13 protein-coding genes and 1 pseudogene are annotated in these 15,736 nt (G+C 59.5%); 11 read left to right on the top strand and 3 right to left on the bottom strand.

The genetic code is table 11. From position 1 onward, the window contains the following. Window positions 1–110 precede the first annotated feature (110 nt). Window positions 111–1,403 carry a putative hydroxymethylpyrimidine transporter CytX gene (gene cytX / locus U5A05_RS22290; protein WP_321834888.1) on the top strand — a complete coding sequence of 431 codons (1,293 nt, stop codon included), beginning with the start codon at window positions 111–113 and terminating at the stop codon, window positions 1,401–1,403. Window positions 1,404–1,520: 117 nt separating this feature from the next. On the opposite strand, the gene U5A05_RS22285 is transcribed toward cytX, so the two are convergent. Beyond that, window positions 1,521–2,267: an RsiV family protein gene (locus tag U5A05_RS22285; RefSeq protein ID WP_261739994.1), complete on the bottom strand. Its 747-nt coding sequence runs from the start codon at window positions 2,265–2,267 to the stop codon at window positions 1,521–1,523. 221 nt (window positions 2,268–2,488) lie between these two features. On the opposite strand from U5A05_RS22285, the gene U5A05_RS22280 reads away from it, so the two are divergent. The 9 genes and pseudogenes from U5A05_RS22280 to U5A05_RS22240 all read left to right on the top strand — a co-directional run bounded on the left by U5A05_RS22280 (window position 2,489) and on the right by U5A05_RS22240 (window position 11,785). Next, window positions 2,489–3,106, top strand: a complete 618-nt coding sequence (locus U5A05_RS22280) for an NUDIX domain-containing protein (protein WP_261739993.1) — start codon at window positions 2,489–2,491, stop codon at window positions 3,104–3,106. After that, window positions 3,097–3,549 (top strand): annotated as a pseudogene (locus tag U5A05_RS22275) (DUF1249 domain-containing protein). The gene U5A05_RS22280 and the pseudogene U5A05_RS22275 overlap by 10 nt, the downstream one beginning before the upstream one ends. Window positions 3,550–3,650: 101 nt before the next feature. Further along, window positions 3,651–4,466 carry a 3',5'-cyclic-AMP phosphodiesterase gene (gene cpdA, locus U5A05_RS22270; protein ID WP_261739991.1) on the top strand — a complete coding sequence of 272 codons (816 nt, stop codon included), beginning with the start codon at window positions 3,651–3,653 and terminating at the stop codon, window positions 4,464–4,466. 95 nt (window positions 4,467–4,561) lie between these two features. After that, the gene (locus U5A05_RS22265; protein ID WP_261739990.1) at window positions 4,562–5,170 is read left to right on the top strand and encodes a YqiA/YcfP family alpha/beta fold hydrolase; all 609 of its coding nucleotides are present in this window, start codon (window positions 4,562–4,564) and stop codon (window positions 5,168–5,170) included. A 52-nt stretch (window positions 5,171–5,222) separates the two neighbouring features. Beyond that, window positions 5,223–7,127 carry a DNA topoisomerase IV subunit B gene (parE, locus tag U5A05_RS22260; RefSeq protein ID WP_261739989.1) on the top strand — a complete coding sequence of 635 codons (1,905 nt, stop codon included), beginning with the start codon at window positions 5,223–5,225 and terminating at the stop codon, window positions 7,125–7,127. After that, window positions 7,127–8,107 carry an esterase-like activity of phytase family protein gene (locus tag U5A05_RS22255; protein ID WP_321834886.1) on the top strand — a complete coding sequence of 327 codons (981 nt, stop codon included), beginning with the start codon at window positions 7,127–7,129 and terminating at the stop codon, window positions 8,105–8,107. The genes parE and U5A05_RS22255 overlap by 1 nt, the downstream gene beginning before the upstream one ends. Beyond that, complete coding sequence (locus tag U5A05_RS22250; RefSeq protein ID WP_261739987.1) at window positions 8,104–8,625, top strand: retropepsin-like aspartic protease family protein; 522 nt, start codon at window positions 8,104–8,106, stop codon at window positions 8,623–8,625. The genes U5A05_RS22255 and U5A05_RS22250 overlap by 4 nt, the downstream gene beginning before the upstream one ends. An 11-nt stretch (window positions 8,626–8,636) precedes the next feature. Next, the gene (parC, locus tag U5A05_RS22245) at window positions 8,637–10,901 is read left to right on the top strand and encodes a DNA topoisomerase IV subunit A (RefSeq protein WP_321834884.1); all 2,265 of its coding nucleotides are present in this window, start codon (window positions 8,637–8,639) and stop codon (window positions 10,899–10,901) included. A 179-nt stretch (window positions 10,902–11,080) separates the two neighbouring features. After that, the gene (locus U5A05_RS22240; RefSeq protein ID WP_261739985.1) at window positions 11,081–11,785 is read left to right on the top strand and encodes a PqiC family protein; all 705 of its coding nucleotides are present in this window, start codon (window positions 11,081–11,083) and stop codon (window positions 11,783–11,785) included. Between the two features lie 68 nt (window positions 11,786–11,853). Here U5A05_RS22240 and U5A05_RS22235 read toward each other — a convergent pair whose 3' ends face one another. Continuing rightward, window positions 11,854–13,407 (bottom strand): AhpA/YtjB family protein, encoded by a 1,554-nt coding sequence (locus U5A05_RS22235; RefSeq protein WP_261739984.1) that lies wholly within the window; start codon window positions 13,405–13,407, stop codon window positions 11,854–11,856. 132 nt (window positions 13,408–13,539) lie between these two features. Here U5A05_RS22235 and serB point away from each other — a divergent pair, with 132 nt between their 5' ends. Continuing rightward, window positions 13,540–14,751, top strand: a complete 1,212-nt coding sequence (gene serB / locus U5A05_RS22230; protein ID WP_261739983.1) for a phosphoserine phosphatase SerB — start codon at window positions 13,540–13,542, stop codon at window positions 14,749–14,751. Between the two features lie 109 nt (window positions 14,752–14,860). Here the strand turns inward: serB and asd are convergent, their stop codons facing one another. Further along, entirely contained in the window at window positions 14,861–15,727 is an 867-nt protein-coding gene (gene asd / locus U5A05_RS22225) for an archaetidylserine decarboxylase (protein ID WP_261739982.1), read from the bottom strand. Window positions 15,728–15,736 lie beyond the last annotated feature (9 nt).

Here is a 15,736-nt window from a genome sequence, read left to right as displayed (position 1 = left end):
CAGGCTGCGATAAGGGCCGCAGGACCTTTAACAAGCGAAGGTCGCTGCGCAACCTATCGCAGCCTGCGGCAGCGGCTACAGGGTTTGTCCTTCTTTTTGAGACTCATTCCTTGAACACACCCGGCACTTACTCCCCCGACCTTGCTGTCCCTCTGGACAGGCGCGTATTCGGCGGTCGTGATTTGTTTTCCCTGTGGTTTTCCCTTGGCATTGGCCTGATGGTGTTGCAGACCGGCGCGTTGCTTGCACCGGGGCTGGGGCTGACAGGTGCGTTGCTGGCGATTTTTCTCGGCACGCTGGTGGGCGTGTCGCTGCTGGCCTCGGTCGGCGTGATTGGCAGCGATACCGGCTTGTCATCGATGGCTGCGCTCAAGCTCAGCCTCGGCAGCCGCGGCGCCATGCTCCCGGCCATGCTCAATGTGTTGCAACTGATTGGCTGGGGCTCGTTCGAAATCATCGTGATGCGCGATGCGGCCAGCCTGCTCGGTGCCCGGGCCTTCAGCGAAGGCAGCCTGCTGAGCAACCCCTTGTTGTGGACGCTGTTCTTCGGCGCTCTGGCTACCTTGCTGGCAGTCAGCGGGCCATTGACCTTTGTGCGTAAGGTGTTGCGCAAATGGGGTATCTGGCTGCTGCTGGCGGCTTGTATCTGGCTGACCTGGAACCTGTTTGCCAAAGCCGACCTGCCTGCGCTGTTGGCACAAAAGGGCGATGGCTCGCTGCCATTTGCCGTGGGTTTTGATATCGCCATCGCCATGCCGCTGTCCTGGCTGCCGCTGATTGCGGATTACTCACGCTTCGGCAAACGCGCCAAAAGTGTATTCGGCGGCACGGCACTGGGCTTCTTTATCGGTAATTTCTGGTTGATGAGCCTGGGCGTGGCTTACACCCTTGCGTTTGCGCCGAGCGGTGAAGTCAATGCGCTGCTGTTGGCGCTGGCGGGTGCGGGGTTGGGTATTCCGTTACTGCTGATTTTGCTCGACGAGTCGGAGAACGCTTTTGCCGATATTCACTCGGCGGCGGTGTCTGGCGGGATATTGCTGCGTTTGAAAGTTGAGCATCTGGCCTTGGCTATCGGTGTGATCTGCACCCTGATCGCTTGCTTCGCGCCGCTGGCGCAGTACCAGAACTTCCTGTTGTTGATCGGCTCGGTGTTCGCGCCATTGTTCGGTGTGGTGCTGGTGGACCACTTTGTCCTGCGCAAGCGCAGCGCCCAGGTGATGCCAACTCTGTTTCGCTGGCCTACCTTGCTGGCCTGGTTGGGCGGAGTGGTGACTTATCACCTGCTGGCCAATTTATTGCCGGATATTGGCGCAACCTTGCCTGCGTTGTTGCTGGCCGGGGTGTTGCAGTGGGTGTTGGGGCGCGCTGCAAAAACGCCCTTAACCCTGAGCGCGGAGCACTAAATCTGTAGCCGCTGCCGCAGGCTGCGATAAGGCCCCGAAGGGCCTTTGCTTTCGACCTCGAAGGCAGGGGCCGTTGCGCTGCCCGTCGCAGCCTGCGGCAGCGGCTACAGGTTGTGGTTAGCCCTGGGCCGGGAACCACTCAGGTTTAAAAATCCCTTTCAGGCGCGAGTAGGGGATCTTCAGCTCAACATGACCTTCGGAGTACGGCGCAATGCTGTACACGTCATATTTGAGCACTACGTTGTCCTTGAGCAGCGCTACGTGCGGGGTCTTCTCGAACGGCCAGTTTTTTACGAACTCCGGATCGCTGCCATAGTGGCTGCTGATCAACCAGTTGTTGTGGGCCACTTTGGCGGCGCCCCAAAAGGCTTGCTCCTGACCCGGCAGCAGCATGTCCTGCAAGGTCACGTCTCTTTGTTCTTTGCGTGAATAGTTGATAAAGCCACGCCCCGGCATGCCATGTGCGCCGCCGGTGTCCAGGTAGCTGGACAGCTCGACAATCACCAGACCGTCATGTTGTTCGCGTACCTTGGCTTGCAAATAGGTGCTGTTGCGGCTGTCGGCGGTACGCAGGAAATGCTCGCGGTAGGCGTTGAGCGATGGTGCCATTTTTTCGTCAGGGGAGCTGACGGTCATTCTCAACAGGCGGCTTTCAATCAGCGCGTCGAGCTTGGGCGCGTCGGCGAAGTGCAATGTGTCGATATTCACCAGTGGGCAGTCCTGGCCGCTGCAGCCGGCTTTGACTTGCTCCGAGGCATCATTGGTAAACCCCAGCGGTTTTTGTACCGAAGGTTGAAACATGCTTTGGCAAGCGCCCAGGGTCAGGGCGATGCAAGTCATGGAAGCAAACTTTAAAAGCGACATGGTCGTCCTTCATCGTCGAAAGAAAGGGGAAATAATGGTGGTTCGACTGCCAGCATGGGCATCGGTTCGCCACTAAGCTTACATAGAGCCAATTAGAGTTGTTTTGCAGGCAATCCGTCTATCCCCGCGTCATAAAAGAGGCTGCATCCGCAGGTGCAGGCGCGTTAGGATGCGCGATGCCGAGGGCCACCCCGGTGAAATTCGCCAGCAAGGGGTTTGCAATGACTGATATCACCAAGGCCACGCCGAGCGCCGTTGAGATCGTAAAACGCGAGAACGGTTATCAGGGTTTTTACAAACTTGATCGCGTGCACCTGCGCCATGAACTCTTCGCCGGAGGCATGAGCCGTGAGATCAGTCGCGAAGTGTTTGTGCGTCATGACGCGGTGTGCGTACTGCCTTATGACCCGCAGCGCGATGAAGTGGTACTGATTGAGCAATTTCGGGTTGGGGCCATGGGCAAGACCGAAACCCCGTGGCTGATCGAGCTGGTTGCCGGGTTGATCGACAAGGCCGAAGTGCCTGAAGAGGTCGCTCACCGTGAAGGCGAGGAGGAGGCCGGACTGACGTTCTCGTCACTGTGGCCGATCACCCGTTATTTCCCGTCACCGGGCGGCAGCACCGAGTTTGTGCATTTGTACCTGGGGCGTTGCAGCACCGTGGGTGTGGGTGGCTTGCATGGCCTCGAAGAAGAAGCGGAAGATATCCGTGTAACGGTATGGGCGTACGAAGATGCGCTGCAAGCAGTACGTGATGGACGTATTTCCAATGCAGCGAGCATTATTGCCCTGCAATGGCTGGCGCTTAATCGCGCTGAAGTGAGGGGGCTATGGTCGTAAATGGGGTTCGCGATCGTTATCGAGTTGATCTGATCGGGCTGCAAGCAGCTTGCGAGGCCAACTACGCGCGGCTGATGCGTTTGTTGCCAGAGATGCGCGAGCAACCTGGCCCGCGTCGGATCGCTGTGACCCAGGGAGATCAAATGCTGGGTGTACTGACGCTTGAGGTGATCCTCGACTGCCCGTACACCACCACCCTGCGGGTGCGTCAGGAACACAGCTTGCCCTGGTTGCCGGTGCCCTAGTTGCAGGTGCAGGTGTATCACGATGCGCGTATGGCCGAAGTAGTCGCTGCCGAGCATGCCCGGCGCTTTCGCAGCATCTATCCTTATCCCAACATAGCCATGCACCAGCCTGACGAAAAAGCCCAGCTCAATGTGTTTTTGGGTGAGTGGCTGAGTCATTGCCTGGCGTGTGGGCATGAATACGCTGAAGTGCGCTGAGCCAGCGCTTTTGCTCGTTGCAGCCTTCGGCAGCGGCTACAAAAGTTTGAGCGGTGGCTGCATAATCGAGCCATTCATTGACCCCTCCCGGGAGAGCCACCTTGCCCAATGTATCCACGCTGACCACCGAAGATCCGGTGCTGCTGGTGCAGCTGTCTGACAGCCATTTGTTTGCTGATCCAGACGGTTCGCTGCTGGGGCTCAAGACGGCGCAGAGCCTGCAACAGGTCATCGATCTGATCCGCGCCGAGCAACCGCATATCGACGGCGTACTGGCCACTGGCGATTTGACCCAGGACGGTAGCGTCGAGGCTTATCAGCACTTTCGCAAACTGACGGCGCAACTGGCGCCGTTTGCCCGTTGGATCCCCGGTAATCACGATCAAATACCGCAAATGCGCGAAGCCGCCGTACAAAGTCGTCTGTTGGAGGCGGTGGTTGATATCGGCAATTGGCGCATTACGTTGCTCAACTCGGCGGTGCCCCATTCCACTCCCGGTTATCTGGAAGACGACCAACTGCAACTGCTGGCGCAATCCTTGAGTGAAGCGCCCGAACGTCATCATCTGGTGTGCTTGCATCACCATCCAGTGTCGGTGGGGTGTGAGTGGCTGGAGCCGATTGGCCTGCGCAACGCCAAGGAGTTCTGGGCGGTCCTGGATCGTTATCCACAGGCCCGGGCGGTGCTCTGGGGGCATGTGCATCAGCCGTTCGATCAGCAGCGCAACGATGTCCGGCTGCTGGCATCGCCGTCGACCTGTATCCAGTTCGCAGTTGGCAGCCAGGACTTCAAGGTCAGCAACGAGGCACCGGGCTACCGCTGGTTGCGCCTGCAACCTGATGGCACGTTGCAAACCGGCGTGTCGCGCCTGGCCGGTTTCACTTTCGAGCCGGATTACAGCGCCAATAATTACTGAAATATCTTGAAGCGAGTCATTGCCCTTGAGTCAGGCTAAACTGCGCGTCTTTCTTGATGCTGTGTTCAGCTTAATGTGTCTTCGGGGGTCATCACATGTCGGGTTCAATCTTGTATATCCACGGGTTCAACAGTGCCCCCGAGTCCAAGAAGGCCACGCAGTTGACGACAGTGATGCAGCGCATCGGGCAAGGCGAGCAGTTGCGGGTGCCAGCCTTGCACCACCATCCGCGTGAGGCCATGGCCCAATTGCAGGCCGCGATCAGCGAGCTGGGCAGGCCATTGCTGGTCGGTAGCTCGCTCGGCGGCTACTATGCGACCTGGTTGGCCGAGCAACATGGCCTCAAAGCCTTGCTGGTCAACCCGGCCGTCAGCCCGCATCGGATGTTCGACGGTTATCTGGGCACGCAAACCAACCACTACAGCGGCCAAACCTGGGAACTGACCCACGATCATGTGCAGGCGTTGGCCGAGCTCGAAGTGGCAGCACCCCAAGACCCGCAGCGGTATCAGGTGTGGTTGCAAACAGGCGATGAAACCCTGGACTACCGCTACGCTGAAAAGTACTACGCGGCCTGTACATTGCGTATTCAGGCGGGTGGCGATCACAGTTACCAAGGTTTCGCCCAGCAACTGCCAGAGCTGTTGAGCTTTGCAGGGATTGGCGCCGAACAGTTTCAAACCATCGACTTTGCGGCCCTTTAAGGCGCCCGTCGAATGGCCCTTATTTTTCATTTACGACTAACGACGAGACCCTATGGCCACTCCCAGCGCTAGCTCTTATAACGCCGACGCCATCGAAGTCCTCTCGGGCCTCGACCCGGTGCGCAAACGCCCTGGCATGTACACCGACACCAGTCGGCCCAATCACCTGGCCCAGGAAGTCATCGACAACAGCGTCGACGAAGCCCTGGCCGGTCACGCCAAGTCGGTGCAAGTCATTCTGCACGCCGATCACTCACTGGAAGTCAGCGATGACGGGCGCGGCATGCCGGTGGACATCCACCCGGAAGAGGGTGTGTCAGGTGTCGAGCTGATCCTCACCAAGCTCCACGCGGGTGGCAAGTTCTCCAACAAAAACTACCAGTTCTCCGGCGGCCTGCACGGCGTGGGGATCTCGGTGGTCAACGCGCTGTCGACGCTGGTGCGGGTCAAGGTCAAGCGCGACGGCAACGAATACCAGATGACCTTCGCCGATGGCTATAAAGCCACCGATCTGGAAGTCATCGGTACGGTCGGCAAGCGCAACACCGGCACCAGCGTGTACTTCGCGCCGGACCCCAAATACTTCGATTCGCCCAAGTTCTCGGTCAGCCGTCTCAAGCACGTCCTCAAGGCCAAGGCCGTACTGTGCCCGGGGCTGCTGGTCAGCTTTGAAGACAAAGGCACCGGCGAAAAGGTCGAGTGGCATTACGAAGACGGCCTGCGCTCGTATCTGGTCGACGCGGTCAGCGAATTCGAACGCCTGCCGGATGAGCCGTTCTGCGGCAGCCTGGCCGGTAATAAAGAAGCCATCGACTGGGCCTTGCTGTGGCTGCCTGAAGGGGGCGACAGCGTTCAGGAAAGCTACGTCAACCTGATCCCCACAGCTCAGGGCGGTACTCACGTCAACGGTTTGCGCCAGGGTTTGCTCGACGCAATGCGCGAGTTCTGCGAGTTCCGCAGCTTGCTGCCGCGTGGCGTGAAGCTGGCGCCCGAAGACGTGTGGGAACGCATTGCGTTCGTGCTGTCGATGAAGATGCAGGAGCCGCAGTTCTCCGGCCAGACCAAAGAGCGACTGTCCTCCCGTGAAGCGGCAGCATTTGTATCGGGCGTGATCAAGGACTCCTTCAGCCTGTGGCTCAACGCCAATCCCGAGATGGGCATGCAGCTGGCCGAACTGGCGATCAACAACGCCGGACGCCGGCTCAAGGCCAGTAAAAAGGTCGAGCGCAAGCGCATCACCCAAGGCCCAGCCTTGCCGGGCAAACTGGCCGACTGTGCCGGGCAGGACCCGATGCGTTCCGAACTGTTCCTGGTAGAGGGTGACTCCGCTGGCGGCTCAGCCAAGCAAGCACGGGACAAGGAATTCCAGGCGATCCTGCCGTTGCGCGGCAAGATCCTCAATACCTGGGAAGTCGACGGCAGCGAAGTGCTGGCCAGTCAGGAAGTGCACAACATCGCCGTAGCCATCGGTGTCGATCCGGGCGCAGCCGATATCAGCCAGTTGCGCTACGGAAAAATCTGCATCCTGGCCGACGCCGACTCCGACGGTCTGCACATTGCGACCTTGCTCTGCGCGTTGTTCGTGCAGCACTTCCGTCCGCTGGTGGACGCCGGTCACGTGTACGTGGCGATGCCACCGCTGTACCGCATCGACTTGGGCAAAGAGATTTTCTACGCCCTGGACGAAGCAGAACGTGACGGCATTCTTGACCGGCTGGTGGCCGAGAAAAAACGTGGCAAGCCACAGGTCACGCGATTCAAGGGTCTGGGTGAGATGAACCCGCCACAGTTGCGCGAAACCACGATGGACCCAAATACCCGTCGCCTGGTGCAACTGACGCTGGAAGATTACGCCGCTACCAGCGAAATGATGGATATGCTGCTGGCCAAGAAGCGCGCCGGTGATCGCAAGTCATGGCTCGAATCCAAAGGTAACCTGGCGCAGGTGCTGGCCTGATGCGCAGTGCCTTGCTGGGCTTGCTCTGGTTGGGTGCTGCGCCAGTCATGGCCAATACCTGGCCAGAGCTGGTGCTGCAGTCAGAGCACCCGGTTGCAGGCATGCGCGGTGGCAATCTGTCTGGCTTGGCGCTGTGTTCAGGTGAGTTGTGGACCGTCTCGGATCGCGATGATGATCAAATTTATCGCCTTGATCAGCGTACTACCGTGTGGCAAGCCGAGGCCCTGAGCATTGAAGTTCCGCCGCCGCCGGAAAGCGGCTTGCCGTGGGGTGTACGGATGATGGGTAAAGCCATCAGCCCGTTGCGCGGCGGTGCTCTGGATTTTGAAGGCATCACGTGCGACGACGCGGGCAACCGCTATGTGGTCAGTGAAGCCCATGCCGCTGTGTTGCAAGTTCCGCTGACGGGCGCGCCGGCCTGGCTCAAGATTGACCCGACGTTGGTGCGTCAGGCCCGTGCCAGTGGCATGTTGCTGCATTTTAATGCGTTGTTTGAAGGCATCGCCATCAACCCGCAGGGCAACCAGATCTGGCTGGCGGCGGAGCGTGAGCGCCGTGGCTTGCTGACCATCCGCAAAAAACAGAGTGTGTGGGATTGCGCAGGCGGTTGCGTACTCATGAGTGAAGGCGGTCTTGAACAGGCGCCGCCTCAGCTCAAGGCCAAGGCCCAGCAAAAGGATTTTGCCGATCTGGCGCTGTTCGAGGGCAAGCTGTTTACCCTTGAGCGCATGGCCTATCGCATTTGTCGGCGTACCCCGGATACGGGTGAAATCGAGCGCTGCTGGTCATTTGCCAATGATGCTTTGACCGAAGGGCGGCTTTATAACAGCGCCTATGGCAATGCCGAGGCCTTGAGCCTGGATGCCAAAGGCGCCTGGATCGGTGTCGACAACGGCAACCATGTCCGTGCCGATGGCGAGAAGCGCCCCATCGTCTGGCGCTTTGCTGCCCCGCAAGGTGGTTGGAGTGTCAAATCATGAGCCAGCAAGCACCGGGTAAAGGTGTCGGTCGCGTCTTCATGATCGTGGCCTGGTGTGCCGGGCTGTACCTGGCAGCGCAATTTTTCGGGCGCTGGGAACAGCGTCAGGCAAACCCCAATACCGAAGTCACCTCGCAACAAGGCGAGGGTTATATCGAGGTCAAACTGCTCGGCAACGCGCAGGGTCACTTCGTCGCCAGCGGCCGGATCAACAACGTGCCGGTGGAGTTTTTGCTGGATACCGGCGCCACCGATGTGGCAGTGCCGATGGATCTGGCCAGACAACTGGCGTTGCCCAAAGGTGTCCCCGTGACCCTGAACACCGCCAATGGCCGCACCCAGGGCTATCAGACCCGCATCGACCGGCTGCAACTGGGCGCCATTGTGTTGCGCGACGTGCGTGCAGTGGCGGCTCCGGGGCTGGAAGGCGAGCAAGTGCTGCTGGGCATGAGTGCGCTGAACAAACTTGAATTTACCCAGCGCGGCGGCACCATGCTGCTGCGCCAGACAACGAACTGAATGAGGTCCGCATGAGCGACTCCCTTGAACTCAGCCTGGACGGCGTAGAACGCCGGTCACTGGCCGACTTCACCGAACAGGCCTACCTCAACTACTCCATGTACGTAATCATGGACCGGGCCCTGCCGCATATCGGCGACGGCCTTAAGCCCGTACAGCGGCGTATTATTTACGCCATGAGCGAATTGGGGCTGGACGCTGACTCCAAGCACAAGAAATCGGCGCGTACCGTCGGTGACGTACTCGGCAAGTTCCACCCCCACGGCGACTCGGCGTGCTACGAAGCCATGGTGTTGATGGCGCAGCCGTTCAGCTATCGCTACACCCTGGTCGACGGTCAGGGCAACTGGGGTGCACCGGACGATCCCAAGTCGTTCGCGGCCATGCGATACACCGAAGCGCGCTTGTCGCGGTACTCCGAAGTGCTGCTCAGCGAGCTGGGCCAAGGCACGGCGGACTGGGTGCCAAACTTTGACGGCACCCTCGACGAACCTGCGGTATTACCCGCACGTTTGCCGAACATCCTGCTCAATGGCACCACCGGTATCGCCGTGGGCATGGCCACCGACGTGCCGCCGCACAACCTGCGTGAAGTGGCAGCGGCTTGCGTGCGCTTGCTCGACGAGCCCAAGGCCACCGTTGAGCAGCTGTGCGAGCACATTCAGGGCCCGGACTACCCGACCGAAGCTGAAATCATCACCTCCCGTGCTGACCTGCTGAAGATCTACCAGACCGGCCGTGGTTCGGTGCGCATGCGTGCCGTTTATCACATTGAAGACGGCGACATCGTGGTCACCGCGCTGCCGCATCAGGTATCCGGTGCCAAGGTGCTGGAGCAGATCGCGGCCCTGATGCAGGCCAAGCCGACCAAGCTGGCAATGGTCACTGACCTGCGCGACGAATCTGACCACGAAAACCCGTGCCGTATCGTGATTATTCCGCGTAACAACAAGGTCGATCTCGACGAACTGATGCAGCACTTGTTCGCCGTAACCGAGCTTGAGTCCACGTTCCGGGTCAACATCAACATCATCGGTCTGGACGGTAAGCCGCAGCTGAAAAACCTGCGCGCCTTGCTGGTGGAATGGCTGGAGTTCCGGGTTAATGTGGTGCGCCGCCGACTGCAGTTTCGCCTCGATAAAGTCGAGCGTCGCCTGCACCTGTTGGACGGTTTGCTTACCGCGTACCTGAACCTCGATGAAGTGATTCACATCATCCGTACCGAGGAACACCCCAAGGCCGAGTTGATTGCGCGCTTTGCCCTGAGCGAAATCCAGGCTGACTACATTCTCGACACGCGCTTGCGTCAATTGGCCCGCCTTGAAGAGATGAAGCTGCGCACCGAGCAAGATGCGCTGCGTAAAGAGCAGGCCAAGCTGCAAACCCTGTTGGGCAGCGAAACCAAGCTTAAAAAATTGGTCCGCACCGAATTGCTGGCCGATGCCGAAACTTATGGCGACGACCGTCGCTCGCCAATTGTGTCTCGTACTGAAGCCAAGGCCCTGTCGGAAAACGAACTGGTGCCGACTGAATCGGTCACGGTTGTTCTATCTGAAAAAGGCTGGGTGCGTTGCGGTAAAGGTCACGACCTGGATGCGACAGGTTTGTCCTATAAAGCGGGGGATGGTTACAAAACCGCCGCGGCCGGACGTTCCAATCAATTTGCGGTGTTTATCGACTCCACGGGGCGCAGCTACTCGGTGGCGGCGCACACCTTGCCGTCGGCCCGTGGCCAGGGTGAGCCGCTGACCGGCCGCTTGACTCCACCGCCCGGCGCAAGCTTTGAATGTGTGCTGTTGCCGGAAGACGATGCGCTGTACGTTATTGCCTCTGATGCTGGTTACGGTTTTGTGGTCAAGGGTGAAGACCTGCAAGCCAAAAACAAGGCTGGCAAGGCATTGCTCAGCCTGCCCAAAGGCGCGCAAGTCATGCAGCCAAAGCCCGTCAACGATCGCGAGCACAACTGGCTGGCAGCCGTGACCACCGAGGGCCGCCTGCTGATTTTCAAAGTCAGCGACCTGCCGCAACTGGGCAAGGGCAAGGGTAACAAGATCATCGGTATTCCCGGCGATCGCGTGGCCAACCGTGAAGAATATGTGACTGACATTGCCGTGCTCCCGGACAACGCCACACTGGTGTTGCAGGCAGGCAAGCGTACCTTGTCGCTCAAGGCGGATGATCTTGAGCACTACAAAGGTGAGCGTGGCCGGCGGGGTAACAAACTGCCGCGAGGCTTCCAGCGTGTGGATGCCTTGTTGGTAGAAATACCCAATTAAGCCTGTTTAGGTGCCCGATCTGCGTTTTTTACGCGCAGATCGGCGCGACAGCGCTGGAGTCAGGTCCAATATTCGCGGATGATATGCCGCGTTTGCGACACGGCTCATGGCAATGTGCCTTGCGAACCTTTCGAGAATCACACTGCGGCCTGCCATATGGCGGCCACCTGGATGGAATGATGAACGTTCTACGCCTTCCCTTAATTGCGTTGCTGACCGGTGTGTTGGGTCTGGCGGGGTGCAGCACGCACCAGCCCGCGGCCTTGTACCAACTGGACAGCGGCACCCCCGGCCAGCCTGCGCAAAGCGCCGGCATGGCCGTGGTACTTGGCCCGATCAGCGTGGCCGACTACCTGCAACGTGAAACCCTGCTGCAACGTCAACCCGATGGCAGCCTGAGCGCCGCAACCGACGGTCGATGGGCCGGCAGCCTGTCGTCAGATATCGATCAACTGCTGGTGCGCCAGCTGGCGTGGCGTCTGGACAGCCAGCGTGTTGTTCTGGCGCCTGCCACTGCGGGCTTCAGCCCGGATGTACAGGTACTGCTGTCGATCACTCGCCTGGACTCGGGCAAGAACCTGCCCGCAGTGCTGGATGCGCAATGGCGTTTGATTGACCGTCGCGGGCAGGTGCGTGACAACCGTATTGTTCACCTGGAGCAGCCGCATGCGGGCAGCACGGCTGATCAGGTCAAGGCGCAAGGCAAGTTGCTGCAGCAGTTGAGCGAGCAATTGGCAGTGGCGCTTAAACCACTGGCCAACCAGCCACCGCTGGTTGAGCCGCGCAAGCCAGCGGCCCGTGCCGAGCCGAAGCAAGAAGCGGAAAAGCCGAAAATCCCTATGGCTTCACCTATTCGTACGGACATGGAAGTGTTCCGCTTCTAGGTTAAATGCCAGAAACAAAAAATCCCGCACATGTGCGGGATTTTTTATGGAAGGTCAAAAGCCCTCTTCTATACCCGGCTCTCGTGCATCCGCGCCAGTTGGCGTTCCAGCATGGACGGGTAGGGCTCCATCAGGCGCTCAACACAGCAGGCGCCTTCAGGGCTGGCAATCGGACGAATGCGGGCACGCTGACGAATCAGCGAGTCGTCGCTGATCTTGCGCTCAACCAGCAGCAGGTTGCGGCTGTGTTGCGACAGGGCAAGGGCGTCCTGCGCGGTTTCAGTCAGCAGCAGGTCAATCTGGCTGATGCCGCTCAAGCCTTCGCCCAGTACCAGGCCGAGTTGCAATTGCAGGGTGATGCCGCTGTCCGCGACTTCGATCTGCAAAGCGTGACCCAGGGCTCGCAGCAGTTCGCCGCAGCAAATGGCGTTGGTCAGGTAGTCTTCGCCGCTGTCTTCGCTGTGGAACAACATCAGCGTGCTGCCATCGTTCAGTGTGTGCAGCTCGCTTTGATACAGCGAAGCCGCCTGATTCAGGCAGTCGCGATAGCGCTCCAGCAGCTCCATCAACCGGGCGCGGGGTAGGCGACGCAGTTGTTCTTGTGCGCCCAGTTGCACCGCGAGCACGGCACTTGGCTGTGGCGCTGTGGACGCGGCCGGTTTGGGCTTGGCCAGCACAACCGGCGCCGCTTTGGTGGTGCCAGTGTCGCGCAGATCGGCGAACGGATCTTCGTCGTCGTTCTCGTCTTCTTCGGTGTTGATCAACTGCCGGGGTGCTGCTTTAGGGGCAGGGGCAGGTGGGGTCTCATCGAAAGTAGGGTCGCTCAGGTTGCGTACTTCGAAAGTAGGCTCGTTGTCTTCGGCTTCTTCGTAGTCGCTGTCGTCGTAGTCTTCTTCTTCCGGTTCTGGCTCGGGTTCCGGCTCGGGTGCCGGAGGGGCCAGGCGGGTGTGAAGCTGACGGGCCAGATCACCGATTTCATCCTGGCGCTGAATGGCCGGGGTGTACGGGTCGGGTTCGCGCAGCCATACCCGCAGTTGCAACAGCGGTGTGGTGATATGGCGACCCAAACGCAAGCTCAAGGCCAATGCCAGGGCCAGTAATATGGCGCTCAAGATGCCCATGCTCTGCAGGCTGATAGTCATCGGCTGCTCAAACTGGTTCATATCCAGACTGATACGCAGATGCCCAGCGGTCACATCCTGAAAGGTGATCTTGGTTTGATACACGCCTTCGGTTTCGCCCAACAGGCCGTTCTTGGGACGTTGCCCGGCTTCGGCGAGGATGCGGTTATCGACACTATAGATAGCCGCGTGGGCCACCAGTGGATTTTTGGTCAGGTTGTTGAGCAGCACGTTGAGGCTGAGGATGTCGTTGGACACCAGCAGCTCGGTCGCCGAGGTAGCGGTTTGCGTGGTCAGGCTCTGACCCAGGGCATCGGCCTGTTCGTGCATGGCCTGCTTGAATTGCAGCCCCATCACTACGGCGTAGATGACCAGCGCCAAGGCGACCAGAATCACGTTATGGGTGGCAATGCGCAGAGCAAGCGGAACGCGACGATCGCGCAGGGCCCGGAAGATCAGCAGGAAGAAGTTATCTGTTTTGACAGGCAATGGCCGGTTCACTGAGCGCGGCTCTTAGTCCGTTAAGTTGGTGCGCAGTATAGCGAGCAGCCCGGAGACGGCAAAGCCTTGGCGGTGCCCGATGGTCACTGAAAGTGGGTAGAATGCGTTTTTTTTAGCGAATGGGGGTGTGCCTTGCGCGAAATCGTCCTGATAAACATCACCGGTGAAGATCGTCCGGGTCTCACTGCGGCCATTACCGGTGTACTGGCCAGCAATGGTGTGAATATTCTCGACATCGGTCAGGCCGCCATCCATGGCGTTTTGTCGTTGGGTTTTCTGGTGGAAATTCCGCAAGCAGAGCTGGTTTCGGCGGTGCTCAAAGACTTGCAGCCATTGATTGCCCAGGAAGGCCTGCAACTGCGCTTTGACCCCATCAGCGAAGAGCATTACCAGCGCTGGGTCAACGAGCAAAGTCAGACCCGTCATGTGGTAACGCTGATGAGTCGTCAAGTGACTGCCTGTGAGTTGCAGCGTGTGACCTCGATCATCAGCCAGCATGGGCTGAACATCGAGCAGACGGATCGCCTGTCAGGCCGTGTGCCGCTGGATGCGCCGACTGCGTTGAGCAAAAGCTGCATCGAGCTGCGTGTTTGCGGCGAGCCTGTAGATGTGGATGCGCTGCGTGCCGACTTCTTCAACCTGGCGCAGGAACTGAGCGTGGACATCGCGCTTCAGGAAGACACCCTGTTCCGTCGCAATCGCCGTCTGGCGGTGTTCGACATGGACTCCACGCTGATCGAAGCCGAAGTGATCGACGAGTTGGCCAAGGCTGCGGGTGTCGGTGAACAGGTGGCTGCAATCACCGAGCGTGCGATGGCCGGTGAGCTGGACTTCAAGGCCAGTTTCAAGGAGCGCATGGCGCTGCTCAAAGGTCTGGATGTGGGCGTGCTGGATGCCATCGGTGCCTCGCTGCGCCTGACCGAAGGCGCCGAAGTACTGTTTGCTGAGCTCAAACGACTGGGCTACAAGACCGCCATCCTGTCGGGCGGCTTTACCTACTTCGCCAAGCAGGTCCAGGCGAAGCTGGGCATCGACTATGTGTTTGCCAACGAGCTGGAAGTGGTGGATGGCAAGGTGACCGGTGTCGCGGTCGAGCCGATTGTTGACGCACAACGCAAGGCGGACTTGCTGCGTGAACTGGCGCAAAAGGAAGGCTTGAGTCTGGAGCAGACCATTGCGGTCGGGGATGGTGCCAACGACTTGCCGATGCTGGCGATTGCCGGGCTGGGTGTGGCATTCCGTGCCAAGCCGCTGGTTAAAAAGTCGGCCAAGCATGCCATTTCGACCCTGGGTCTGGATGGCGTGTTGTATCTGCTGGGCCAGCGTGATCGTAAGGGCCTGTAAATAAACTGTGGGAGCGGGCTCGCTCGCGATGGCATCACCTCGGTGATTCAGATGTACCGAGTTGACAGCATCGCGAGCAAGCCCGCTCCCACAGGTTAAGGTTTATGTTTTATTCGGCGTGAGCCGGCGCACCAATGCTCTGCCCCATCATCACCGGCGAGCCCGCCGTCAGGCCTTCAGCCCATTTCACCTGGTCCGCGCCGAACAGCACGATGGCGGTAGAACCCAGTTTAAAGCGACCCAGCTCGGCACCTTTCTCCAGATGGATCGGCGCACGGGCAGCTTCGTCGTAGCGGAAGGTTTTCAGCTCGCGTTTAGGCGGCGTTACCAGACCGGCAAACACGGTTTCAATCGATGCCACGATCATGGCGCCAACCAATACCACGGCCATCGGGCCACGCTCTGTATCAAAAATGCACACGGCACGCTCGTTGCGGGCAAACAGCTCCGGCACGTTTTCGGCCGTGGTCTGATTAACCGAGAACAGGCGGCCCGGTACGTAGATCATTTCGCGCAGGGTGCCCGCCAGTGGCATGTGGACGCGGTGGTAGTCCTTGGGCGACAGGTAAATGGTGGCAAAGTCGCCGCCAGTGAACTGTGCCGCCACAGCAGGATCGCCACCCACCAGCTCCAGCACGCTGTAGCTGTGACCTTTGGCCTGAAACACGCGACCGTGCTCAATCGGGCCCAACTGGCTGACTGCGCCATCGGCAGGGCTCAACACCGCGCCGGGGGTTTGATCCAGCGGGCGGGCACCGTCTTTCAAGGCGCGGGTGAAGAAGGCGTTGAAGTGCTCGTAGGCGGTAACGTCCTCAACCAGTGCCTGGGACATATCCACTTGATAACGCTTGGCGAACCAGGTGGTGAACGCATTCTTGAACCAGCGCACGCGGCATTCGGCAATGCAGCCGGCCAGACGTGAGAGCAGGTGATGCGGCAACAGGTACTGACTGAGGAGGAACAAACGCTTTTTCATTCAAGGTCC

This window comes from Pseudomonas kulmbachensis, from assembly GCF_963681935.1.
GTDB classification, from domain to species: Bacteria; Pseudomonadota; Gammaproteobacteria; order Pseudomonadales; family Pseudomonadaceae; genus Aquipseudomonas; species Aquipseudomonas kulmbachensis.
This window is presented reverse-complemented; position numbering and strand designations above follow the sequence as displayed.

What these genes read in the sequence shown, in the direction of transcription:
- U5A05_RS22285 (WP_261739994.1), bottom strand. Translation starts at nt 2,267, where the DNA reads ATGTCGCTTTTAAAGTTTGCTTCCATGACTTGCATCGCCCTGACCCTG.
- U5A05_RS22280 (WP_261739993.1), top strand. Translation starts at nt 2,489, where the DNA reads ATGACTGATATCACCAAGGCCACGCCGAGCGCCGTTGAGATCGTAAAA.
- U5A05_RS22265 (WP_261739990.1), top strand. Translation starts at nt 4,562, where the DNA reads ATGTCGGGTTCAATCTTGTATATCCACGGGTTCAACAGTGCCCCCGAG.
- parE (WP_261739989.1), top strand. Translation starts at nt 5,223, where the DNA reads ATGGCCACTCCCAGCGCTAGCTCTTATAACGCCGACGCCATCGAAGTC.
- U5A05_RS22255 (WP_321834886.1), top strand. Translation starts at nt 7,127, where the DNA reads ATGCGCAGTGCCTTGCTGGGCTTGCTCTGGTTGGGTGCTGCGCCAGTC.
- U5A05_RS22250 (WP_261739987.1), top strand. Translation starts at nt 8,104, where the DNA reads ATGAGCCAGCAAGCACCGGGTAAAGGTGTCGGTCGCGTCTTCATGATC.
- parC (WP_321834884.1), top strand. Translation starts at nt 8,637, where the DNA reads ATGAGCGACTCCCTTGAACTCAGCCTGGACGGCGTAGAACGCCGGTCA.
- U5A05_RS22240 (WP_261739985.1), top strand. Translation starts at nt 11,081, where the DNA reads ATGAACGTTCTACGCCTTCCCTTAATTGCGTTGCTGACCGGTGTGTTG.
- asd (WP_261739982.1), bottom strand. Translation starts at nt 15,727, where the DNA reads ATGAAAAAGCGTTTGTTCCTCCTCAGTCAGTACCTGTTGCCGCATCAC.